The sequence below is a fragment of the Microbulbifer mixtoriginis (SeqCode) genome (assembly GCF_052466765.1).
Map to the genome: position 1 here is coordinate 964,061 of NZ_CP174289.1, position 21,293 is coordinate 985,353.

The following is a 21,293-nucleotide window of genomic DNA, read 5'->3' on the forward strand; positions in this document are numbered from 1 at the left end:
ACTACAGCAGTACAGTAATTTCCGTGCCCCCTTTGGGAAGAGATTCAGCGCTGATTTGCCCCTGGTAACTCTCAACAATGTCCACCACAACAGCCAGGCCAATACCCTGGCCAGGCTGCTGCTGGTCGGCACGTACTCCGCGCTGGGTTACTTCGCGCCATTTATCGCTATCTAGGCCGGGCCCATTATCAGCGATCTGGATAGAGAGCTTGCGCCCCTCCTCGGGGTTCTCAATAACAACTCGAACCTGGCCGGCACCGTACTTGTAAGCATTATCGAGCAGGTTGCCAAGCAGCTCCATCAAATCGCCCTCATCCCCATAGAACAGAGCGTTCTCAGTACACTCCCTTCGCACTTCACAGGGCCTGCTGCGATAGACTTTTTCCAGGGCATCCAGGATCTTTTCCAGAAGTGGCGCCACGGCAATACCGCGCAGGATAGATTTGGGAGAGCTGGCTACCGCACGCTGAAGTTGGTAGCTAATAATGCTGTCCATACGCTGTACTTGATCCGCAAGGGTTTTTCCGGCGGCATCGGGGTCCTTTTCCAGACTCAACCCTTTGAGTACCGCCAGTGGCGTTTTCAGACTGTGGGCCAGGTCCGCCAGGGTATGGCGGGTCTTTTCACGCTGACGCCGCTCATTTTCAATCAACAGGTTCAGGTTGTCGGTAAGCGGGCGCAACTCCAGCGGGAAGTTTCCCTCTAGGCGATCGCTGCCACCCTGCTGCATATCGCGCAGGGCCTGCGCCAGTGCGCTTAACGGCGCAAATCCCCAGCGCAATACCAGCCATTGAGCCAAGACCAGCAACAGCGCCGCCACCCCCAGCCACTGCCAGATGGTCGAACGGAACTGCCCGACCTGTGCCTGTAGCGGCGCCGCATCCTCCAGCACCACAAAGGTAAAAGGGTGCTCATTTTCCAGACCCCAAGCCACTCCCTGGCGGAAGCTGCTGTAATTGGCATCGCCACCTGGCAGGGAAATACGCATAAAAGACTGCTGCCCTTGCGGCAGCGGGGAAAATTCCACCTCTGGCATTGCCAGGGCCGATTCAGAACGCCAAATTACCCGCCCTTGCCCATCCAAAACTGCGCCAATCAGGCCGGAATCTGGCTGGTTGAAGCGCTGTTCGGGCAGCTCAGGCGGCAGCACCAGACTCTCGCCCTCGGGTTCTGCCAGTGCCAACAGGGTGTAGATATAAAGCTGCAGCTCGCGCTGTTTGGCCTCATTCAAAGAGGTGCGATAAGCGTGCTCCAGCACCCCGGAAATCAACAGCACAAATGCCACCAGCACCAGGCTGGTAACCAGTGCCAGGCGGCCTTTTAGGGAATTCAGCCAAAAGGAAAACAGTCGCATTACAAATTAGGGTCAACTGGGAGCCATAAAGCGGTATCCGCGGCCACGCAAAGTTTCGATGGGCTTAAGCTGTGCGGCCGCATCAAATTTCTTGCGCAGACGCCCGATAAACACTTCGATCACATTGCTATCCCGGTCGCAGTCCTGTTCATAGATATGTTCGGTGAGGGTGGTCTTGGAGACTACTTCATCCGGGTGCAGCATCAGGTATTCGAGCACCTTGTATTCAAAAGAGGTCAACTCCAGTTCGGTGTCGTTGACTGTGACCCGCTGAGAGCTGGTATCCAGCAGTATCGGGCCCGCTTTGATCGTGGGTGAAGAAAACCCGGCGGAGCGCCGCACCAGCGCATTCAATCTCGCCAGTAACTCCTCGGTGTGGAAGGGCTTTACCAGATAGTCGTCACCACCAGCTTCCAAGCCGGCCACACGCTCCTGCCAGTGGCCGCGAGCGGTGAGAATCAGGATAGGGAAATGCTTGTCTTCGCCACGCAGTGTCTGAATCACCTGAATGCCATCCATTTTTGGCAGCCCCAGATCCATAACCGCAACATCGTAAGGATATTCACGCCCCAGGTAGAGCGCTTCTTCTCCATCCGGCGCCTCATCTACGGTATAGCCAGCGCCGCGTAGTGATTCTGCCAGCTGCTGGCGCAGTAAAACTTCATCTTCGACTAATAGTGCGCGCATATTCTTTCCCTTGTACTGCGAGTCTGTGGTAGCGGGTGATTAACGGGAGATCCTACCGCTCTTCTTGTCCACAAAAACTACATAGACCTGACTCTTATCGGACAGCCCCTTTACCCGGTAGACCACCTGGCCTTGTTTGCGGGTTTCAGAGACCGATAATATTTTGCCGCCAAAACGCCGTTTCACAATCGAAGCGGCCTTTTCCCGGGAAACACCCCCATCCTGTACCCAGCGGAACTCATGCCGGAAGTTTTCCCTCTGCGGAGCCGGCCCACCCTGCCAGGAGGCAGCACATAGACCGGGAAACAAAACGATAAGGAAAAGAAAATGCCGAATAAAAGTGCGGCTCAATTTCACTGTGCGGCTCCTGTGGATGTCCTGGTTTTCCACCTTTTACTATTTCGACCGCCTTCCGCCGGCTCAAGGCGCCGGCGAGACTGCGACACGAACCCGGATTCTCTCGCCCGGGTGGTAATCTGTACGAGTCAGATAAACCTGACCATTATACCGATAGCGCACATCGTATCCGACTAATTCCCGCTGTGTACTGAACTCGTCGACAACCTGGCAACGAGATTCAGTGGCGTAATAAGTTGGGGCGTTGGCCCGACTGATCTGGTTACCCACCAGCGCTCCCACCAGTGCGCCCGCAACAGTGGCTCCAGCCCGTTGGCCGTGATGGTGGTGATAGCGACCGTGATGACCGCCACGTCCCAAGCTGTTGCCAACAGCGGCACCGATCAGCCCGCCAACCACAGTACCCGCCGGAGAAGCGGGCTCCCGGTAGGCCACCTGCTCATCCCGGCAGTAAGTGCGCGGGTTACGGACCTGAATATCGGTGTAAACGGGAGTAACCTCGGTGACGCGGGCAAAGTCGTAGCTATCCGCACCGTAGGGGTCTGTGTAGCCATTGGGGCCCGCTTTGGCGGTAGCACTCAAGGCCACCAGCGCGGCGACTGCCGCGCCAGCGATAAACTGCTTGAAGAGTTGCACAATCGATCTCCCGTTATTCATCAACGGGAGCCAGAGTAGTCAAATTCATCTGAATAGACGCTGAATTACACCTGAGGTGGTAAGAAATATCAGGTTCTCTCCGTTTCCTCTCGCCTCTGCCGCCGCCGCTCCTGTCTCTCCCTGCGGCGCCGTTCCCGCTGGTTCCGCCTTTCCCGATTCTCCGTACGGCCGCGTTTATCCTTCTCCCATTGTTCCCGCAACTGTTTGCGCTGCTGGGGAGGCATCTGACGGAAGCGCTTGCGCGCCTCGCGAATACGCTGACGCTCCTCCTCGGGTAGGTCCATAAAGCGGCGATAAGAGTCCCGCAACTGGGCGCGCCGCTCCCTGGGTATATCCTGCCAGCGCTTATACTGTTGACGCGCTTCTTGGCGCTGCTCGGGGTTCATTTCACTCCAGCGCCTGGCCCCGCGTAACAATTGTTCCCGTCGATCTTCACTCAGTTGTGACCAGCGCGTCTCAAAATTCTGTAAAAGTCGGCGCTCACTGTCACTGAGACTCTGCCAATCCTGTGCCTGGGAAATATTCACAAAGAGCGATAAATACACGGCGGCCAGCCAACCACACAATATGGTTCTTCGCTCACTCATCGCTCAGCTCCTCGTGGGTCTCCCCTCCCCCGGTATTTGGTCTGCCTGTTATGGCTGGTTTTTCCGGCTTGGGCAACAACATCTCCAGCGTTTCCGGCGCTTGTATATCTCCCTGCTCATCGGCCCACTCCCCGACAAACATCAGGAAGTCCTCATCCAGTGGCTGCAGATCCTTCGCCAGTAGCGGGTCTGTAAAAAAGAGCACCGTATAGAAAAGGCCTTTAGCGATACTTTTCTTAGTAAAAAGCACTTTTTCATCACTAGGAGGATTGCCCATTCAACTCTTCCGCCAACCACTGGTAGAATTCCATATCCTCAACCATTTCGACATCCATTTCCTCATATAAATACCAGTCAGTGGCACTCAGCAATTCGGTAGCGGCCTGCTCGCTGGATACAGGCCAAAACAGCAATAACAACAATGATGCACAAGCGCCAGTGAAAACTAGCCGGCCGGGAGAGTCGCGATAATACGATTTCTTTGCCGCCACTGCGCGTTGTCTGGCTGCAGCAAGCCGCGATAGAGTCTCTGTATCAATATCACCCTCCCGTCGGACAACTGCATACTGCGCAGCTTTCTTTAATGAATCACTCTGCACGACTGGATTTTCTTGCCGACTATTCATTGCGTTGCCTCTAGTTGGAATGCCTCTAGATGGTTGCGCAAACTGCGCATAGCTCTTGATAAATGGGTCTTAACACTCCCCTGACTGCAGGACATTGCCCGCGCAGTTTCGGCAACATCGAATTCCTCGACACAGCGCAGCAGGAAGGCCTGCTGTTGGCGCAGGGGCAACTTGGCCACAGCACTATCGATGGCTTCCAATAGGCGTTCGCCAGCAAGGACCTTATCCGGGGTGGGATTATGGCTATCGACCCATTCCAGCGGCGCTGGATCTAGCTCATCGCTGTTTGCCGGTAGCTTTTCCCGAAATAGTTGCCAGCGGGATAACTTATTGTTACGCCGGTGCCAATCGGTAATCCGGTTGTTGAGAATAGTGAAAAACAGCGGCCGCCACTCGGCCCGATCGCGGCCACTATATTTCCTCACCAATGCCAACATGGAATCCTGCACGATATCCAGTGCATCATCCCGATTGCCAACAGCGTAATTCGCCATGGTGAATGCCCGTTTCTCCACCTGGGCGAGGAACTGATTCATAGAAACCGGCTGAAGTCCTTGCGCACAGAATACTCTTCCAGATTCTTTTTATTGATTTTGAAGTCGTCATACAAAGACTTCGCCCGCACTTTTTTATTTATGCCACCCCAGTTCTCGGGATCATCCCTCTTCACGCTTGCGAGCCTTGGCACGTCGATCCATACGGCGATCTGTGCGCTCTCCTTTTTTGTCTAGCCGGTTATTGATTTTTGTACCCTTGTTATCCAAGCGTTCGTTAATTCGCTCGCCCTTCTGGTCAAGCCGGTTGTCGATACGATCCCCTTTGCGGTCTAGTCGCTCAGCCAATTTATCATTGCCATTAGCTGCAGCCTGCTCAGCTCTTTGATCCAAGCGTTCATTGATGCGATCACCCTTGTTATCGAGGCGCTCTTCAATATGATCTCCCTTTTGATCCAATCTCGCCTCTATGCGATCGCCTTTTTGATCGAGACGATCTTCAACATGGTCACCGTGGTCATGCGGTTCGCTCTCATCACTCTGTGCATAAAGGGAATAAGGAAAAGCCAGGCCAATAGTCAACAGCGAGAGTCCAATCAGTTTTTTCATAAATCGCTCCAGTTCCATTTGAGGAAAGCCAATAAGATTTAAACTGCACTGATTAGAACGCTCTACTGGACCAGAGGTTGACAAGAAATTTTATTTTTTCAGGTGCTTATTCCACAGGCCTGCGACTCTTACTTATCCTTCTACGACCTCTGGACCGGGCACCTCATCCCCAAGCCAGCGCTGGGTCAAGGTACCCGCCGTCATAGCGCCATTCACGTTGAGAGCAGTGCGCGCCATATCAATCAGCGGCTCCACAGAAATCAATAGCGCCGCGATGGTAACTGGCAAACCCATTGCCGGCAGCACCACCAGTGCGGCAAAAGTTGCCCCACCACCCACTCCGGCAATACCGAAGGAGCTGATGACCACCACTGCCAACAGGGTGCCCAACCACATTGGGTCCCACACGTTAATACCCATCGGCACCGCCACCATGGTGGCAAGCATCGCAGGATAAATTCCCGCGCAACCATTTTGACCAATAGTGGCACCGAAGGATGCAGAGAAATTGGCAATAGCCGGTGAATTGCGCAGCTCATCTACCTGGGTTTCCACATTCAGGGGAATGGTGGCGGCACTGGAACGGGAGCTAAAGGCAAACACCAGCACCGGCCAGACCTTGGTGAAGTAGTGCAGTGGATTCACTCCATTTACCAACAGCAATAGACCATGCACCAAAAACATTAGGCCTATCGCACAGAAAGAAGCCACGACAAAACCAAACAGATTGGCAATATCCGCCCAGCTGGATTTGGCAATCAGTCCAGCGACCAGCGCCATAACTCCGTAGGGCGTGAATGCCATAACCAAACGCACCAACTTCATAATCCAGACTTGTGCGACATGCACAAATCGCTCGATAGCGGCACCTTCCTGCGGAAACTCACGGCGTACAGCCAGGGCCGCAAGCCCCAATAGCACAGCAAAAATAACCACTGAAATTACAGAAGTGGAGCGGGCTCCGGTCAAATCCAGGAAAATATTGCGCGGAATAAAAGAGGTGATAATTTCGGGAATCGAGAGATCGCTGACCCGCCCAATTCGCTCATTGAGCACTTCTACCCTTGCCGCCTCACGGGTTCCTTCGACAAGACCCGCAGCAGAGAGCCCAAACAAATCGGCCATGGCCACACCTATCAGGGCGGCAATTGCAGTAGTGCCGAGTAAAACCCCCAGCACCGACACACTAATTTTACCCAGCGCCTGAGTGTGACTCACTTTTACCACTGCCACCAGAATAGAAGTGAGTACGAGTGGCATAACCAACATATACAATAGGTTTACATAGCTATCGCCCAACATCTCAATCCAGGGCAGAACCTCACCCGGAGCAACAGCCCAGTTACGCGATAGCTGTAGAAGCGCCCCAAAAGCCACACCCAGTAACAGCCCAGCAAACACACCAGGGGCAAGGGTGTCCCTGCCACGCTGCCAGCGGTACAAGCCAAACATTAAAACCACAAAACCGAGAAGCAGAACAAAAGCGCCGATGTGCATGGTATGAGAATCCCACCCTGGGCAAACTAAAAAAGTGGCGGCATGCTATCAGCGATATGCCAATGCCCTATAGTTACCTTGGTTATAGATACTTTGGTTATAGTTATATTGATTAATTTTTTTTAATTATCTTAGAGAGACAACTTTACTGGATAGCCACCTTTAAGTCCTCAGCAGTCTGAGGGCCAACCAGTGTTTTTATCCAGCGACCATCTTCACCAATCACTAAAGTTGTAGGCAGTACTTCAGGCCAGGGTTGCCCCCAGCGGCCATCTGGCTCTTGGGCCAACAGCGGAAATTCTATGCCCAGTTTCTGCGCCTGCTCTATTGCTGCAGGTGTGGGCAAACCATCAAAATTAACCCCCACCACTACCACATCACTATTGGTTTGCGCCAACTCATTAAGTACCGGCACTTCTTCCCGACAGGGTTTGCACCACTCCGCCCAATAGTTGACCAGGACTATTTTCCCCTCGGTAACAACCGGCGCACCACTCACTGAGTGCAAACGGCTGTCACTCTCACAAGCGCTGATTACGCTTACCAAGAATAGAGAGGTTACTACCAGAGTTTTCTTCATTTTTTTTATTATCAGCAACATCATCCTGACCCTCCGTTTCCATAATTTCATTTTCTAAGTATTTTGGTACTTCCGTTTCACTGGCTTCGGCCTGCTCCTTTTCTAAGGCTGCGGTAAAAAGAGATCCAATTGTGATTCCCAGCTGTTCCCCGGCAGTCCCGCGCGCCTTGGCAAAACGACTCTCCACTTCGCTGTACCACTCGAACCCTTGTAAATCGCTTGTGTTACCACTGGGAATCCACTGAGGATTCAACCAACTGGAAAGCTCCATAAGCGATACGGCATTAAGATCGCGCAGTAGGACATAATCACTCCCGTCGGTCTGGGCAATCACCCGATGTGCTTGTAAAACGTCCCGCAAGCGGCGCCACTGGCCAAATTTAATTCCCAGCAATGAAATATCACGCTCGCGCAACGGTTTGCCATGCCATCCACCTTTAAACATTTGCCAGAGGACAATCAAAGTGGCGACCAGGTCTGAATGCTGACGGCCTTGGGTTGCAGCGCGATACACAGAAAGGGTTCGCACCAGTACACAGCCTGCCAGCACCAACATCCACATCATATAAATCCACAACAGGAACAAAGGCACAAAGGCAAAGGCCCCATAAATAGCCTGTACAGAACTGCGCGCAACGATGGCACCAAACAGGTATTTCATAATTTCAAAGGCAATAGAAGTGACCACCCCTCCCTCAATACCATGGCGCAGGGACACATAGCAGTTAGGCACAGCGACAAAAAGCAGGGTAAAAACAATCGTGGTGAAAATAAAAGGCAGCACCCTCAGCACCACAGCCATCATGCCGATACCCTCTTCCCCACCTAAAAACAGCTTCTGTGAGAGCAAGAAAGTACTGGCAGCAAGCCCTGCCCCTAATAAGATGGGCCCAAGACTGAGAATGGCCCAGTACAATAGAAAGCTCGAAACCCCACTGCGCCCACGGGATACATCCCATATAGAATTAAAGGTGCCCTCAATGCTGCGCAGTGTAAGTCCCGAAGTTACCACCAGCATGGCAATACCCAACCCGGTAAGCCGCTGCGCCTGGGCGGAAAAACTGCTGATATACTCCTGAACCTCACGCCCACTTTGCGGTACAAAGTGGGAAAAAAGCTGTTCCTGCAATCGAGTTTGCAGGCCGGCAAAGTCCGGGAACAGCGACAGCATCGCAAAACTCACTGTCACCAGCGGCACTATGGCGAACAGAGTCATATAAGTGAGAGCCGCCGCACTTTTTTGGCAGTTTTTCTCCACAAATAAAGACCATAAAGAGGTCGCAAAGCGCCGCCATTGAACGAGCCAGTCTTTCACGCTTGATTTCAATTTCATTCCCTGTGTGCGACCTCCGCCAAATGCAGCGGGTACTCGACTTGCGCCTTAGAATTCCGCTACGGTATTCGGTTAGAATACGCCAAACAGTAACAGGATACCGACATAATGTGGACGATCTACCACAACCCGCGCTGCTCAAAATCCCGTCAAACCCTGCAATTGCTGCAGGACAACGGTGTGGAACCGGAAGTGATTCTCTACCTGCAAAACCCTCCTTCTGCTGAAGAGCTAAACCAGGTACTGCAAAAACTCGGCATCCCTGCACGCGACCTGTTGCGCACCGGAGAGGAGCCGTATAAGCAACTCAACCTGAAAGACGGGGACCTTGACGAAGCTCAGCTAATCAAGGCCATGGTAGAAAATCCCATCCTGATCCAGCGCCCGATCGTAGTAAGAGACGACAAAGCCACGATCGGCCGCCCACCAGAAAATGCGCTGGAGCTGCTCTAAATGTCGCCCGAAAGCGAAGCCTATGTGCTGATTCTCTATTACAGCCGCAGCGGCGCCACTGCGCGCATGGCTGCTGAGCTAGCACGGGGGGTGGAAGCCAGCGGTATCGCCGCACGCCTGCGCACCGTACCCGCAGTGTCTCCCGACACCGAGGCCAGTCTGGCCCCTGTGCCAAGTGAGGGCGCGCCCTACTGCACCCTCGACGACCTGCGTCAGTGTGCGGGCCTGTTGATGGGCAGCCCCACCCGCTTTGGCAATATGGCATCACCGCTGCGCTATTTTCTCGACCAAACCAGCGACATTTGGCTGGATGGCAGCCTCACTGGCAAACCGGCTGCGGTCTTTACCGCCACCGGCAGCCTACACGGTGGGCAAGAGACCACACTTACCTCAATGATGCTGCCACTTCTGCATCACGGCATGTTGATTGCTGGCATCCCCTACTCCGAAGCGGCCCTCATGCGGACCAGTACCGGCGGTACGCCCTACGGTGCTTCTCACTGGAATAAAGGGCATACCAGCGACCTGAGCGAAGATGAAATCACCCTGTGCAGGGCGCTCGGTACACGTGTCGGCCAACTGGCCCAGACCCTTGCGGTTCCAGCTGCCAAATAAAGGATTCAACGTGAACGACACTATTCAGCGCAAACTACACATTGCGCTCCGTATCAATTGGTTTTGCTATATCGGCCTGTTGGTGCTGTTTGTGGTGCGGAACCTGTTTGTCGAGGGGGGCTCTCTCTCCCTTTGGCTGATTCAGACAGTACCGTTACTGCTGGTGCTGCCGGGCTTGATCAAGCAACGTTATCGCAGTTATCTCTGGCTCTGTTTTATTCTGCTTTTGTACATTACCACCAGCATTGTCGACGTAATGATGCCTACACGAGGCTGGGAGGATGGCGTAATGATGGTTTTGAGCCTTATCCTATTCTTTTCTGCAATGATGAGCAGTCGCTGGCATCGCATGCAGTAACCCCATGACGGAATTTCCGCCAATGGTTCCAGACACAAAGGCGTGGAAACATGCGCTTTCCACGCACTGAGGAGTTTTGAGGTTTGACTGATTCACCCCAGAAAAAAGGGTTTGCCCGAGGCTTTTTAGCTGCGATTGGCGGCTCCATCACTTGGTTACGACGAGTATTCACCAATATCGTCTTCCTGCTGATTTTGCTGTTTCTAGGTATCGCCATTTTCAGCAAGGACGAGCGTTTAGTGGTTCCACAGGGCGCGGCCCTGCGCGTAGCGCCCCATGGCTTTCTTGTGGATGAACTGGCCCAGCCCGCCACTTTACCGATTTTCCTGGGCGGCAACCGCGGCCCCGCAGAGATACGCGTCAAAGATCTGGTAGACGCTATCGACAATGCCGCCACGGATAAGCGTATCTCCTCACTAGTGCTAGAGCTGGACCACATGTTGGGTGGCAGTCTCAGCAAGCTCGATGAAATAGGCGCGGCTCTGCAACGCTTTAAAGCTGCGGACAAACCTATTTACGCTGTGGGTGACAACTTCACGCAACCCCAGTACTTTCTCGCCAGCCACGCAGATAAGGTCTACCTCAATCCTATGGGCTCAGTGATGCTCACCGGCTTCGGTGTTTATCGCAACTATTACAAGAGCGCCCTGGAGAAACTCAAAGTCAACTTCCATGTGTTCCGCGTGGGTGATTACAAAGACTTTATCGAGCCCTACACCCGTGACGATATGTCCCCTGCCTCGCGTGAAAACAACCAGCGCTGGCTGAATGAACTCTGGGGAGAATACAGCGAGCAGGTAACCGGCCTGCGTAACCTGCCCGCCGAGAGCATCGACCTGTTTATCAACGAGTTGCCACAAAAACTGCAGCAGCATCAGGGCAGTTGGGCCGAAGCCGCACTAGCCAATAAACTGGTGGACCAGCTCGCCAGCCGCATTGAGGCAATGGAGGAGCTGAAAAAGAGCATCGGCGAAGATGATAGTAAAAAGCGCGAGTACAAGTTTATTGACGCCCTCGCCTACTTGCGCAGCCATAAACTTGCCGAGGCAGCCAAGCCTATCCGGGAGTCCAAGAAAATTGGTCTGATTACCGCCAGTGGTTCTATTGTCGACGGCCAGGCACCTGCCGGTCGCATCGGCAGTGAAAGTCTCGGCAAATTAATCCAACGCGCCCGAGAAAAAGAAGTGGATGCCCTGGTACTGCGTATCGACAGCGGCGGCGGCTCCGCCTTTGCCTCCGAGGCCATTCGCCAGGAGTTGCTGGCTACCCGCGCAGCAAAAATTCCAGTGGTGATTTCCATGGGCAGTCTCGCCGCTTCCGGTGGCTACTGGATCGCTACTGGCGGCGATCGCATCTGGGCCTCCCCGGCCACGCTCACCGGCTCTATCGGTGTATTTGGCGCCTTCCCAACGTTTGAGAACTCCCTCGAGCATATCGGTGTTTACACCGATGGCGTAGGTACCTCGGACCTGGCCGGCAGTATGCGCCTGGATCGCGCCCTGTCGCCAGCAGCAGCCAGCATTCTGCAGCAAGGGGTGGATAACACCTATGCACGCTTCCTGCGTATTGTCGCCGAAGCCCGCGGCAGCACTCCCAAAGAGGTGCACAAAATTGCCCAGGGGCAGGTATGGACCGGCCGCGCCGCCAAGAAATTAGGATTGGTAGACGATCTCGGCAATCTCAGCGACGCCATCGCCGACGCCGCGCAGCTTGCTGAAATCGAAGAATACGACGTAGTAGAGATCCAGCGTGAACTGAGCCCCGGCGAAAAATTCCTGCGCGCTTTGAGCGACAATGTAGACGCGAAAATTGCCGCGAGCCTTGAAGCCAATCTGCCACTCGGCGCCTGGCTAAACAGCGTGCAGCCGGTATTGGCGCCAATCGCCGAGCTGCAGAGTTATCGCGACCCGCGCGCCCTCTATGTGCGCTGCCTGCCCTGCCAAGCGCCCTAAAGTTTTTCATCTCAACACCACATTCCGCCGCCGGCTCAATGCCGGCGCGGACGCCCGTAAAGCCCGCGCAATTCTTCCTTGGCCTGTTCCAGTAGTCGCCGCCTTTTCGCCGGCAGCCTCTGTCCCGCCCGGTTGATATAGAACGTCAGCATAGACATAGCGGAGCGATAGGAGTCAGACTTGCGCCGCTGGCTGGATTCCGCAGCCGCTTTCAATCCCTGTGCGATCGCTTTCGGGTCCTCCAGGCTAAAGAGGCCCTCACTCAAATCCAGGGCATGACTGTGGCGCGTGACCTCTTCCGACCAATTGGCCTTTTTGGCGGGACTCACCAATACCTCCACTCTTGGCTGACCCACCTAACTATATGGTGGCGGCGTCTATGTTGGTCGCACGAAGCAACTCAGACCTCGCTGTCAGTGATTTTGACCCGGCGCAGGGCACCACTTAAAGCCACCAGGGCAAAGGCGAGCAGACTTAAAATCCCCGCCCACAGCAAGGTGGTCAGGGGGGCAGCGTATTCACTCAAGACTCCAGCGGCCAGTGCCCCAAGAGCGGCGGAGCCAAACAGCGCAAACTGATAAATGGAGATGATGCGGCTGCGGTATTCCGCTGGGGCGAGCAACTGTACTATGCCGCGACCGAGGCCAGCGGAAGCCGCCGCCACCGCCCCCCAACACAGACACAGCAGGATTAGGCCAAACTTCGTAGGACCGAGGCTGATGGCAATCAACAGCGCTGCGCTATAGAGCAGGCACATAAGAATACCGCGACCAGGTTCAGCCCCCTGGCCACGGCGCAACATAGTCACCGTAGCAATTACGGTACCAGCTACGAAGGCCAGTTGCAGCGTGGCGTAATAACCGGCGCCGCGACCGTAATCCTCCGCCAGCAGCGGCAGTACCACCAGAAAAACACCGATATGCACAAACCCATTAAAGGCCATCAACGCGGTCAACTCACGCAGTACTGGGTGCCGCCAGGCCTGGGATAAGCCATCGAGAATCAGGCTGTGGGTGATTTTTTCCTTAGTCATGCGGCTGGCCCCACTCGCGCGCAGACTAATCAAGGCTGTTGCCGCCAACAGCAATACCCCTATCTGTACTAACAGCAGGGCTTGCAGCCCCCAGTGTTCGAAGCGGCTCGCCAGCAACATCCCCACAGCCTGACCACCGTATTGGGCCAACATCATCCAGGTCACAGTTTTCTGCACCCGTCGCTCGGAGGTTTGCCCACCGCCTTGGCGTGCACTGCGCTGTACCAGATTGTCCCGCGCCGGTTGCAGGAAAGCGCTACAAATCCCAAGGCAAATACCGTAGAGCATCAATATCGGCAGGGAGATCATGGACAGGAGGTAAACCAGCAGCAGAGTTGTGTGGCAGAGGACCAGACCAATGCAAGCCAGTGCGGAGACAGTGGCCGGATCACGGCGGTCGGCCAGGGCACCGCCGAACAGCAGGAACACCAGATTGGGCAAAAGCACCGAAGCCTGCACCCAGCCCAGTTGCAGAGCCGGCAAATCCACCACGGTGAGCGCAATCCAGGGCAGGAGAATCACCTGCAGCCCGGTAGCCAGGGAAGTGCCACTGTAGCCCAGCAGAAATTTTTGCAGCCTATGAGGCATCTTACGCGATAGACTTTCCAAGAGTTAATGACCCGTCAGCCGGTTTTTACGTACCGACACCCCAAAAGAGAGCCCCAAGCGCCAGCGCAGTAGTCGGCGCAGCTCATTCAATGCTTCTTTATCCCCGCCATAAGCGGCACGCTCAAAGGCGTCTGTCGCACGCCCGGAAAACTCTGCCAATGGGGGACTCTCCAGTGCGATACGTTCGGCGAAGTCCCGCGGCGCCTCACCGGGTCGCCGTTTGATACCTGCCCGAGCCATGCGCTTACAGAAAACCGCATAGAGGCGCTCTACCACAGGCTGTTTTCGTCCTCGCCCAGTAAAACGGGTCCACAGAAGAATGCCAAATAGTACAACCGCCACCGGTGTGGCAAAAAAAAGGGCCATCCGCAGGGGGGAGAGCTCTCCCACCAGGCGCTGCAAGGTGTCCCGCTGCTTCTCACTATCAAAACTAATCACGGTCTGATACCAGCGGTAATTGATCATGTCCCATTGCAGGCGCAGCTTCACCAGAATATCGAAGCGGTGCACCGGCAGTAGCGAATCCCGCATAAACTCCTCCCCGGCAGCGCTCTCCAGACCATCCCGGACCCGCTCCGGGGCAACCGCAGCAGTGGGGTCCACCCTCTGCCAGCCGCGTCCATCGAGCCAGATCTCGGCCCACGCATGGGCGTCGTACTCGCGCACCAGCAGGTACTCCTCACCACTCACCCACTCGCCACCCTGGTAACCCGCTACTACCCGTGCCGGCACTCCGGCGGCGCGCATGGCAAAAACATAGCTGCCGGCAAAGTGCTCACAGAATCCCTTTTGGCTGTCAAACAGGAATTCATCCACACTGTCTCTGCCGAGTGCCGGTGGGCTCAAGGTATAAGTGAATTCGCGATTGTAGAGGGCCAGTAACTGTGACGAGATCTCCTCACCGCTCAACCCCCGGCGGCGCAGGCGCTCCACCCAGTCTCGGATGCGCAAGTTTCCATCTGCCGGTAGCTGCAAATTGCGACGGCGCTCGGCACCGCTGAGTGTGGACTGAATAACCTGGGAATCTTGGGGCCAGGAACGCACCTCATAGGCAAAGCGACTATATACCGGGGAACGTTTTACCAACCGGTCATCCGTGGTTTCTCCCACTCCCGCACTGTCCGAGGCGGGTCTTGCCAGGGCGAACAACCAAGGGCTGCGGCTCGCCTCCTGGATCACCTGGTAGCGGTAGCGTGGACCGACTTGTGGCAGTGGGCGCTCTCCACTATTCCAGTACACCCGGCCACCATTGCGCGGGTCCACACCAAAACCCTGCCGCCAGGTACGCCCATCGAATTCGGAGTACACCAGCCCTCGCCAATAACGTTGCTCCGGCGGCGGTATGGGTCCATCGAAAGAGATACGCAGTGCCGGCTTGGCGGATTTGGATAAACGGGTGAAATCACCCGGTGCCATAGAGTCACTCACACCAGTGCGGCCGGCAGAAGTATCCTGGGGCACATTCCACAGAGGGCCCAGGCGCGGCATAACCACAAACAGCAGCAGCATCAAGGGTGTAGCCTGCGCCAACAATCTTAAGGAGAGCCCCAAGGCCCGACGCGGCCGCGCACTGAAGCTTCCCAGCTGTGCTGCCAGTGCAGCGGTAATCACCAGGGTCGCGATCAATCCGTAGAGGGCATAGGGAATCGATTGCTCACGCACAAACAGGGTCGCGGCAACAAAATAGGCCAGCAACAAACTGACAAAGGCATCGCGGCGGCTGACTAATTCCAGGTTTTTCAGGGTAAAGGACAGAGCCAGCAGCGCCACCATCGGCTCCAGTGCAAACCAACGCTGGTAGGTTTGCGCCAAACCCGCCACTGTAAGCGCAATCACCAATAGTTTGAGGGCGCGCCCCGGCAGATCACGGCGCCCGCGAAAGACCTCCAAGCGCCAATAGACCGCAAACGCCCAGGCAAAACCAATCCACAGTGGCAACTGGCTCAGCTGTGGTAGCAGGGCGACAAACTGCGCAGCGAAAATCCACAGTAGGCTTTCGCGCGGCAATAGATCCCGGTTGCTCGCCATCAGCCACCCCACTTGGGAAACAGGGCCAGCGCTGACAACACTCGCTGCTGGTGCTCGGTGCCGAGAGAGGGCGGCAAAGTAGTGCCGGGGATGCGCAGGCCATAGGCAATTCCCTGCTTCTCCGCCTGCAAGACCCAATCACACAGGTTGCTCAGGCGGGTCTCTACATCGCGCCCATCCAACAACTCCCAGTCGAGCCAGAGACGGGTATCGGTGCGGCTCTCATACTCCTTGCTATAGAGATCGCGACCGGCGGCATATTGCTTCCAAGCCAAATGGCGCAAGGAATCACCGGGCTGGTAGGGTTTGAGAGAGGCATAATCATCCCCGCCGCGACGTACCTGGCCGGATGTACCCTCTGCCTGGGCCTTTCCCAACGGCAGGGGGCCAGCGGCGAGTGGTCGCGGACACACCAGGAATTCAACATCCAGGTCGATGCGGCTCCAGCAGCGAAACAGCCCCAGTGGAAAGCGGCTCTCGACTCTTAAGCGCGGCGCCTGAATTCGCCCCCGCTGCAGGGCTGGCAGCGCAATACGGAAGTCCGCCGAGGGCTCCTCACAGAGATCCACATATGCGCCCTCTTCCGGTGGCCAACAAATTTGTATCCACTCCCGTTGGCGTTTGTCCGCTCGGCTCAGATTAATATGTGCCTCGGCGAAATCGCCGGCAAAGGCCGCTTCAGTGCCCAGCAATTGCAGGCGCAGTCCACTCAAATTGGCGAAGGTATGCACAGGCAAGATAACGAAGACACTGATCAGCAAAAAGGTCAGGGCAAAAACCAGATTGTTCTCGTAATTGGTGGCCAGCAGCCAAAGCAAAGCGGTTATCAATAAATAACCAAGCCCCGCGCGGGTGGGCAGGATAAATAGGCGGCTGTGATTTAGGGTGATGTCCCGTGAGCGAGGCGCTCGTCGGCTGAGCCAGCGCTCACCCAGCCTGCGAAAAAAATTTCGCGAGCTTGTACTGGAAGCCTGTCGGGGAAGGTCGCGGATCACACTCATCTGTTTAGGCCGCGATAATATCCACCTGGCGCATAAGGCGCTCTACCAGCTGATCGCCATTGCCGCCATCACTCTGCAAACGGTGCCCAGCCACCGAGGGCAGCACCGCCTGGATATCTTCCGGCAGGACATGGCCGCGATTATGAATCAGCGCCCAGGCCTTGGCAGCACGCAGCAGCGCCAGTGCCCCTCGGGGCGATAAACCCACCGCACAATCTGGGCTCTGGCGGGTATGCAGCACCAAACGCTCTAAATAATCGAGCAGACTGTCAGAGGCCTTCACCTGCCCCACCAGACTTTGCATTTTTTTCAGAGTAGCGAGATCGATACGCGGCTTTAGCTTGGCCAGCTGTTGGCGGGGATCAGCGCCTAAATACAGGGCCCGCTCAGCTTCGCGGTTGGGGTAACCTAGGCTGATGCGCATCAGGAATCGGTCCAGTTGTGACTCCGGCAGGGCAAAAGTACCGGACTGCTGCAGTGGGTTCTGGGTGGCAATCACAAAGAAAGGCTGTGGCAACGCGCGGGTTTCGCCGTCGACACTGACCTGGCGCTCCTCCATTGCCTCAAGCAAAGCACTCTGAGTTTTGGGAGAGGAACGATTGATCTCATCGGCCAGCAGTAGCTGGCTGAAAACCGGCCCCTCATGAAAATGAAACTGCCCGGATTCCCGCTCAAAAATTGATACACCGAGAATATCCGCCGGCAGCATATCGCTGGTAAATTGCACGCGTTTATAGGAGAGACCGAACACCTGCGCCAGAGCATGGGCCAGGGTGGTCTTGCCCATACCTGGCAGGTCTTCAATCAACAGGTGACCTTTTGACAAAAGGCAGGCCAAGGCCAACTTCACCTGACGCTCTTTTCCCAGCAAAACACTGCCAATATCGGAAACGATGGCGGAAACTATTTTTTGCACGGCAAATCCATTACTGCTCATTTTTTTCTCAGGCCAAGGAGCGGCCCGGTGTAAGCACCCGCCAACGCTGTGGGGCGGGTGCTATGGTGCCAAACTCGCAAAAATCGAATTTGGCACCCGCTATTAATCATAGGAAGACAGGGAGTGCCCTGGTTTAAGCAAAGGCCCTGCAAAGCGCCTACAACAAAGACAGCCCCCGCATCAGATCGCGCTTCAGGTCTTCTGCATTCTCCAATCCGACGGAAATACGAATCAGGTTTTCGGTGATGCCCGCGCGGGCTTTGTCCTCATCACTGAGACGCCCGTGGGTGGTAGTAGCCGGGTGTACGATAGTGCTCTTGGCATCGCCGAGGTTGGCGGTGCAAGACAGGATTTTACAGTTGTCAATCACCTTCCAGGCTTCCTCGCGACCACCGCGCACGGAAAAGCTCAACACCGCACCAAAGGCATCCTGTTGTTCGCGGGCCAAGCGGTGCTGGGGGTGTTTGGGCAGGCCGGTGTAGTTGACCTTTTCCACCATCTCCTGTTCATCAAGCCACCAGGCCAGGTCCAGGGCGTTGGTGCAGTGGGCCTGCATACGCAGCTTGAGCGTTTCCAAGCCTTTAAGGAAAATCCAGGCGTTAAACGGGCTCATACTGGGGCCGGCAGTGCGCAGGAACACCACCAGCTCATCCATAACCTCTTTGCGACCCACGGCGACACCGCCCAGGGCGCGCCCCTGGCCATCGAGGAATTTGGTTGCGGAGTGCACCACGATATCGGCGCCAAGCGCCAGTGGGCGCTGCAGGGCCGGAGTACAGAAACAGTTATCCACCACCAATAGAGCGCCGGCGCTGTGGGCCACCTCCGCCAGCGCGCGGATATCCGCCACTTCACACAGGGGGTTGGAAGGGGTTTCCATAAACAGCAGCTTGGTGGAGCCATCCACCGCCTGCTTCCAGGCATCCATATCGGTGAGATCCACATAGCTCACACGCACGCCGAATTTTTCCATATAGCGGCCAAACAGCGCGGTGGTGGTACCAAACACACTGCGAGAGCAAATCACCCGGTCGCCACTTTTCAGCAGCGCCATACAAATACTGAGGATCACGGCCATACCACTGGCCGTGGCTACCGCAGCCTCGCCACCTTCGAGTGCGGCGATGCGCTGCTCGAACATACGAACGGTGGGGTTGGTGTAGCGAGAGTAAACGTTGCCGACACTCTCGCCGGTAAAGCGCGCAGCGGCTTCTGCAGCAGAGGGGAATACGTAACTGGAGGTGAGATAGAGGGCTTCGGAGTGCTCGCCCTCTTCCGAGCGGACCTGCCCGGCGCGAACGGCCAGAGTTTCCAGAGCGTAACCGTCGTCTTCAAACATATACCGCTTCCTAGTCAGTATTTTTTGGAAGCGGTCATATTAACCGAAACAGTCGTGCATGGCGCCCTCTTCTGCCGTGAACAGAGCGCCGCCGGAGATAACTTACAGAGTGCTGGTGTCGGCCTTCTTGTGCTTGGCCTCGTCGTTGCGCGCCGCGTGAAGGCTATCGAGGTAATCTTCGTCAACATCGCCGGTAATATAGTTACCGTCGAAAACGGAGCAGTCGAACTGATCGATTTTCTGCTTACCTCCGCTGGAACTTACGACCAAGTCTTCCAAGTCTTGGTAAATCAACCAGTCTGCACCGATTTCTTCACAGATCTCTTCAGTCGTGCGGTCGTGCGCAACCAGCTCACTGGCAGACGGCATATCAATACCATACACGTTGGGGTACTTCACCGCTGGCGCCGCGCTGGCGAAATAGACTTTCGCGGCACCCGCATCGCGAGCCATCTGAATGATCTGCTTACAAGTGGTACCGCGCACAATGGAGTCATCCACTAACAGCACATTCTTACCGCGGAATTCCAGCTCGATGGCATTCAGCTTTTGGCGCACCGATTTCTTACGCTGTTTCTGCCCAGGCATGATAAAGGTACGACCGATATAGCGGTTCTTCACCATCCCTTCACGGAATTTCACCCCCAGCCGGTGTGCCACAGTCTGGCCGGCGGTGCGGGCGGAATCGGGAATGGGGATCACTACGTCGATATCGTGGTCGGGGCGCAGGCGCAGAATCTTATCTGCCAGGTGCTCACCCTGACGCAAACGCGCCTTGTGTACGGAAACGCCATCCATAATGGAATCCGGGCGGGCGAAGTACACATGTTCAAAAATGCAGGGGGTCAGGGTCGGGTTTTCCGCGCACTGCTCAGAGTGCACAGTACCGTCCAGCTCGATATACAGCGCTTCACCGGGGGCCACATCGCGCACCAGGGTGTAACCCAGTACATCCAGGGCAACAGACTCAGAGGCCACCATATACTCGGTGCCTTTCTCGGTCTCACGCTTACCGTAAACCAGCGGGCGAATACCGTTGGGATCGCGGAAGGCGACGATACCGTAACCCACAATCAGGGCCACACAGGCATAGGCGCCGCGCACACGTTTGTGCACACCGCGCATGGCAGTGAAGATATCTTCAGCCTTAGGCTGCAGCTTATGTAACTTATGCAGCTCATGGGCGAATACATTGAGCAGCACTTCGGAGTCGGAATCCGTATTAATGTGGCGCAGATCCTGCTGGAAGATCTCTTCAACCACATCCCGCACATTGGTGAGATTGCCATTGTGTGCCATGGCAATGCCATAGGGAGAGTTCACATAGAAAGGCTGCGCCAGGGCAGGACCGGAACTGCCCGCAGTGGGGTAGCGCACATGGCCGATACCAAAGTTACCTTTCAGGCGCTCCATATGGCGCGCGCGGAACACATCGCGCACCAGACCGTTGGCTTTTTGCTGGTTCAGGCGATCATCGTCACAGGTCACGATGCCCGCAGCATCCTGCCCCCTGTGCTGCAACAGAGTGAGCCCATCATAGAGCTGCAGATTGACATCACTCTTACCGACGATACCGACGATACCACACATATATTTGACCCTATTGATCGAAAAAGCGGCGCTAGCGCCCGATTAAAATAACTCTACGAAATAGTCCTTCACAGACTTGGCCAGCTCCCGCGCACTGCCCTCAAATTCGAGGAAATGGGGGATTAACACCGACTCACTCCACCAACTATCCTGCTCCACCGGCACCAGTGCCGGGGCCAGAATCAGCAGTGCCATCACCACAATGGCCCCACGCGCCAGACCAAACACCATGCCCAGTACCCTATCGGTACCCGATAAGCCAGTGGCCTCAACAAAAGCGGAGAGCATCATATTCAAAAGCGCCCCAGCCAGGAGCGTTCCGAAGAACAGAATGGCGAAGGCGGCAATCGCCTGGAGGGATGGGGTGTCGACAAGGTTTGAAAGCAGTGGCGCCAGCTGTTCGCGAAACATCATCGCGACCACAAAAGCGGCAATCCAGGTGAGCAGTGACAGGGTTTCGCGCACGAAACCTCGACTAAGGCCGATAAGTGTGGAGATACCCACAATAGCCAGAATGGTCCAGTCAGCCCAATTCATTCAACCCTACCTGCGTGGCGGCTGCTGCCGCGAAGAGCGCGCATTCTAACTTAAGGGACT

At 55.7% G+C, this 21,293-nt stretch carries 24 protein-coding genes; 4 read left to right on the forward strand and 20 right to left on the reverse strand.

Features of this window, described 5'->3' with window-relative positions; translation table 11 throughout:
• Position 1: 1 nt before the first annotated feature.
• The 12 genes from ACJJIV_RS04240 to ACJJIV_RS04295 form a co-directional block, all read right to left on the reverse strand.
• Positions 2-1,354 (reverse strand): ATP-binding protein, encoded by a 1,353-nt coding sequence (locus tag ACJJIV_RS04240; protein ID WP_444890863.1) that lies wholly within the window; start codon positions 1,352-1,354, stop codon positions 2-4.
• Between the two features lie 12 nt (positions 1,355-1,366).
• On the reverse strand, positions 1,367-2,041 hold the full coding sequence (locus ACJJIV_RS04245) for a response regulator transcription factor (RefSeq protein WP_252085191.1): 675 nt from the start codon (positions 2,039-2,041) through the stop codon (positions 1,367-1,369).
• Between the two features lie 39 nt (positions 2,042-2,080).
• Positions 2,081-2,398 carry a PepSY domain-containing protein gene (locus ACJJIV_RS04250; protein ID WP_444890864.1) on the reverse strand — a complete coding sequence of 106 codons (318 nt, stop codon included), beginning with the start codon at positions 2,396-2,398 and terminating at the stop codon, positions 2,081-2,083.
• Positions 2,399-2,461: 63 nt separating this feature from the next.
• Positions 2,462-3,034 carry a glycine zipper 2TM domain-containing protein gene (locus ACJJIV_RS04255; RefSeq protein WP_444888455.1) on the reverse strand — a complete coding sequence of 191 codons (573 nt, stop codon included), beginning with the start codon at positions 3,032-3,034 and terminating at the stop codon, positions 2,462-2,464.
• Between the two features lie 89 nt (positions 3,035-3,123).
• Complete coding sequence (locus tag ACJJIV_RS04260; protein ID WP_444890865.1) at positions 3,124-3,642, reverse strand: DUF3106 domain-containing protein; 519 nt, start codon at positions 3,640-3,642, stop codon at positions 3,124-3,126.
• On the reverse strand, positions 3,635-3,919 hold the full coding sequence (locus ACJJIV_RS04265; RefSeq protein ID WP_444890866.1) for a hypothetical protein: 285 nt from the start codon (positions 3,917-3,919) through the stop codon (positions 3,635-3,637). Before ACJJIV_RS04265 ends, ACJJIV_RS04260 begins: the two co-directional genes overlap by 8 nt.
• The gene (locus ACJJIV_RS04270; RefSeq protein ID WP_444890867.1) at positions 3,903-4,268 is read right to left on the reverse strand and encodes a hypothetical protein; all 366 of its coding nucleotides are present in this window, start codon (positions 4,266-4,268) and stop codon (positions 3,903-3,905) included. The genes ACJJIV_RS04265 and ACJJIV_RS04270 overlap by 17 nt, the downstream gene beginning before the upstream one ends.
• Positions 4,265-4,804, reverse strand: a complete 540-nt coding sequence (locus ACJJIV_RS04275; RefSeq protein ID WP_252085185.1) for an RNA polymerase sigma factor — start codon at positions 4,802-4,804, stop codon at positions 4,265-4,267. Before ACJJIV_RS04275 ends, ACJJIV_RS04270 begins: the two co-directional genes overlap by 4 nt.
• A gap of 120 nt (positions 4,805-4,924) precedes the next feature.
• Positions 4,925-5,371 (reverse strand): hypothetical protein, encoded by a 447-nt coding sequence (locus ACJJIV_RS04280; protein ID WP_444885592.1) that lies wholly within the window; start codon positions 5,369-5,371, stop codon positions 4,925-4,927.
• A 132-nt stretch (positions 5,372-5,503) separates the two neighbouring features.
• Positions 5,504-6,868, reverse strand: coding sequence for an L-cystine transporter (locus tag ACJJIV_RS04285; protein ID WP_252085183.1), 1,365 nt, complete (start codon positions 6,866-6,868; stop codon positions 5,504-5,506).
• 145 nt (positions 6,869-7,013) lie between these two features.
• Positions 7,014-7,448 (reverse strand): TlpA family protein disulfide reductase, encoded by a 435-nt coding sequence (locus ACJJIV_RS04290; RefSeq protein ID WP_444890868.1) that lies wholly within the window; start codon positions 7,446-7,448, stop codon positions 7,014-7,016.
• A complete protein-coding gene (locus ACJJIV_RS04295; protein ID WP_444890869.1) occupies positions 7,390-8,781 on the reverse strand; it encodes a YihY family inner membrane protein in 1,392 nt (463 codons plus the stop codon). The genes ACJJIV_RS04290 and ACJJIV_RS04295 overlap by 59 nt, the downstream gene beginning before the upstream one ends.
• Positions 8,782-8,889: 108 nt before the next feature.
• Here ACJJIV_RS04295 and arsC point away from each other — a divergent pair, with 108 nt between their 5' ends.
• The 4 genes from arsC to sppA all read left to right on the forward strand — a co-directional run bounded on the left by arsC (position 8,890) and on the right by sppA (position 12,159).
• The gene (gene arsC / locus ACJJIV_RS04300; protein WP_252085180.1) at positions 8,890-9,234 is read left to right on the forward strand and encodes an arsenate reductase (glutaredoxin); all 345 of its coding nucleotides are present in this window, start codon (positions 8,890-8,892) and stop codon (positions 9,232-9,234) included.
• Complete coding sequence (wrbA, locus tag ACJJIV_RS04305; protein WP_252085179.1) at positions 9,235-9,849, forward strand: NAD(P)H:quinone oxidoreductase; 615 nt, start codon at positions 9,235-9,237, stop codon at positions 9,847-9,849. It abuts the gene before it with no gap.
• 10 nt (positions 9,850-9,859) lie between these two features.
• Positions 9,860-10,207 (forward strand): DUF2069 domain-containing protein, encoded by a 348-nt coding sequence (locus ACJJIV_RS04310; protein WP_444890870.1) that lies wholly within the window; start codon positions 9,860-9,862, stop codon positions 10,205-10,207.
• A gap of 83 nt (positions 10,208-10,290) precedes the next feature.
• On the forward strand, positions 10,291-12,159 hold the full coding sequence (sppA, locus tag ACJJIV_RS04315) for a signal peptide peptidase SppA (RefSeq protein ID WP_444890871.1): 1,869 nt from the start codon (positions 10,291-10,293) through the stop codon (positions 12,157-12,159).
• Between the two features lie 35 nt (positions 12,160-12,194).
• Here sppA and ACJJIV_RS04320 read toward each other — a convergent pair whose 3' ends face one another.
• The 8 genes from ACJJIV_RS04320 to ACJJIV_RS04355 form a co-directional block, all read right to left on the reverse strand.
• Positions 12,195-12,488, reverse strand: coding sequence for a DUF3175 domain-containing protein (locus ACJJIV_RS04320; protein WP_444890872.1), 294 nt, complete (start codon positions 12,486-12,488; stop codon positions 12,195-12,197).
• 71 nt (positions 12,489-12,559) lie between these two features.
• Positions 12,560-13,780 (reverse strand): MFS transporter, encoded by a 1,221-nt coding sequence (locus ACJJIV_RS04325; protein WP_444890873.1) that lies wholly within the window; start codon positions 13,778-13,780, stop codon positions 12,560-12,562.
• Between the two features lie 24 nt (positions 13,781-13,804).
• Positions 13,805-15,829 carry a transglutaminase TgpA family protein gene (locus ACJJIV_RS04330; protein ID WP_444890874.1) on the reverse strand — a complete coding sequence of 675 codons (2,025 nt, stop codon included), beginning with the start codon at positions 15,827-15,829 and terminating at the stop codon, positions 13,805-13,807.
• Complete coding sequence (locus ACJJIV_RS04335; protein WP_444890875.1) at positions 15,829-16,830, reverse strand: DUF58 domain-containing protein; 1,002 nt, start codon at positions 16,828-16,830, stop codon at positions 15,829-15,831. Before ACJJIV_RS04335 ends, ACJJIV_RS04330 begins: the two co-directional genes overlap by 1 nt.
• A 4-nt stretch (positions 16,831-16,834) precedes the next feature.
• Positions 16,835-17,746: an AAA family ATPase gene (locus ACJJIV_RS04340; RefSeq protein ID WP_444885921.1), complete on the reverse strand. Its 912-nt coding sequence runs from the start codon at positions 17,744-17,746 to the stop codon at positions 16,835-16,837.
• Positions 17,747-17,924: 178 nt separating this feature from the next.
• Positions 17,925-19,106, reverse strand: coding sequence for an O-succinylhomoserine sulfhydrylase (locus ACJJIV_RS04345; RefSeq protein ID WP_444890876.1), 1,182 nt, complete (start codon positions 19,104-19,106; stop codon positions 17,925-17,927).
• Between the two features lie 102 nt (positions 19,107-19,208).
• Entirely contained in the window at positions 19,209-20,696 is a 1,488-nt protein-coding gene (purF, locus tag ACJJIV_RS04350; RefSeq protein WP_444885603.1) for an amidophosphoribosyltransferase, read from the reverse strand.
• 42 nt (positions 20,697-20,738) lie between these two features.
• Positions 20,739-21,233 carry a CvpA family protein gene (locus tag ACJJIV_RS04355; RefSeq protein ID WP_252085170.1) on the reverse strand — a complete coding sequence of 165 codons (495 nt, stop codon included), beginning with the start codon at positions 21,231-21,233 and terminating at the stop codon, positions 20,739-20,741.
• Positions 21,234-21,293: the final 60 nt, after the last annotated feature.

Excerpts from the sequence above, each read along its gene's own strand:
- wrbA (WP_252085179.1), top strand. The coding sequence starts at position 9,235 with ATGTCGCCCGAAAGCGAAGCCTATGTGCTGATTCTCTATTACAGCCGC.
- ACJJIV_RS04275 (WP_252085185.1), bottom strand. The coding sequence starts at position 4,804 with ATGAATCAGTTCCTCGCCCAGGTGGAGAAACGGGCATTCACCATGGCG.
- ACJJIV_RS04245 (WP_252085191.1), bottom strand. The coding sequence starts at position 2,041 with ATGCGCGCACTATTAGTCGAAGATGAAGTTTTACTGCGCCAGCAGCTG.
- arsC (WP_252085180.1), top strand. The coding sequence starts at position 8,890 with ATGTGGACGATCTACCACAACCCGCGCTGCTCAAAATCCCGTCAAACC.
- ACJJIV_RS04335 (WP_444890875.1), bottom strand. The coding sequence starts at position 16,830 with ATGAGTGTGATCCGCGACCTTCCCCGACAGGCTTCCAGTACAAGCTCG.
- ACJJIV_RS04240 (WP_444890863.1), bottom strand. The coding sequence starts at position 1,354 with ATGCGACTGTTTTCCTTTTGGCTGAATTCCCTAAAAGGCCGCCTGGCA.
- ACJJIV_RS04330 (WP_444890874.1), bottom strand. The coding sequence starts at position 15,829 with ATGGCGAGCAACCGGGATCTATTGCCGCGCGAAAGCCTACTGTGGATT.
- ACJJIV_RS04260 (WP_444890865.1), bottom strand. The coding sequence starts at position 3,642 with ATGAGTGAGCGAAGAACCATATTGTGTGGTTGGCTGGCCGCCGTGTAT.
- ACJJIV_RS04325 (WP_444890873.1), bottom strand. The coding sequence starts at position 13,780 with ATGCCTCATAGGCTGCAAAAATTTCTGCTGGGCTACAGTGGCACTTCC.
- ACJJIV_RS04290 (WP_444890868.1), bottom strand. The coding sequence starts at position 7,448 with ATGAAGAAAACTCTGGTAGTAACCTCTCTATTCTTGGTAAGCGTAATC.
- ACJJIV_RS04265 (WP_444890866.1), bottom strand. The coding sequence starts at position 3,919 with ATGGGCAATCCTCCTAGTGATGAAAAAGTGCTTTTTACTAAGAAAAGT.
- ACJJIV_RS04270 (WP_444890867.1), bottom strand. The coding sequence starts at position 4,268 with ATGAATAGTCGGCAAGAAAATCCAGTCGTGCAGAGTGATTCATTAAAG.
- ACJJIV_RS04285 (WP_252085183.1), bottom strand. The coding sequence starts at position 6,868 with ATGCACATCGGCGCTTTTGTTCTGCTTCTCGGTTTTGTGGTTTTAATG.
- purF (WP_444885603.1), bottom strand. The coding sequence starts at position 20,696 with ATGTGTGGTATCGTCGGTATCGTCGGTAAGAGTGATGTCAATCTGCAG.
- ACJJIV_RS04355 (WP_252085170.1), bottom strand. The coding sequence starts at position 21,233 with ATGAATTGGGCTGACTGGACCATTCTGGCTATTGTGGGTATCTCCACA.
- ACJJIV_RS04280 (WP_444885592.1), bottom strand. The coding sequence starts at position 5,371 with ATGAAAAAACTGATTGGACTCTCGCTGTTGACTATTGGCCTGGCTTTT.
- ACJJIV_RS04345 (WP_444890876.1), bottom strand. The coding sequence starts at position 19,106 with ATGTTTGAAGACGACGGTTACGCTCTGGAAACTCTGGCCGTTCGCGCC.
- ACJJIV_RS04295 (WP_444890869.1), bottom strand. The coding sequence starts at position 8,781 with ATGAAATTGAAATCAAGCGTGAAAGACTGGCTCGTTCAATGGCGGCGC.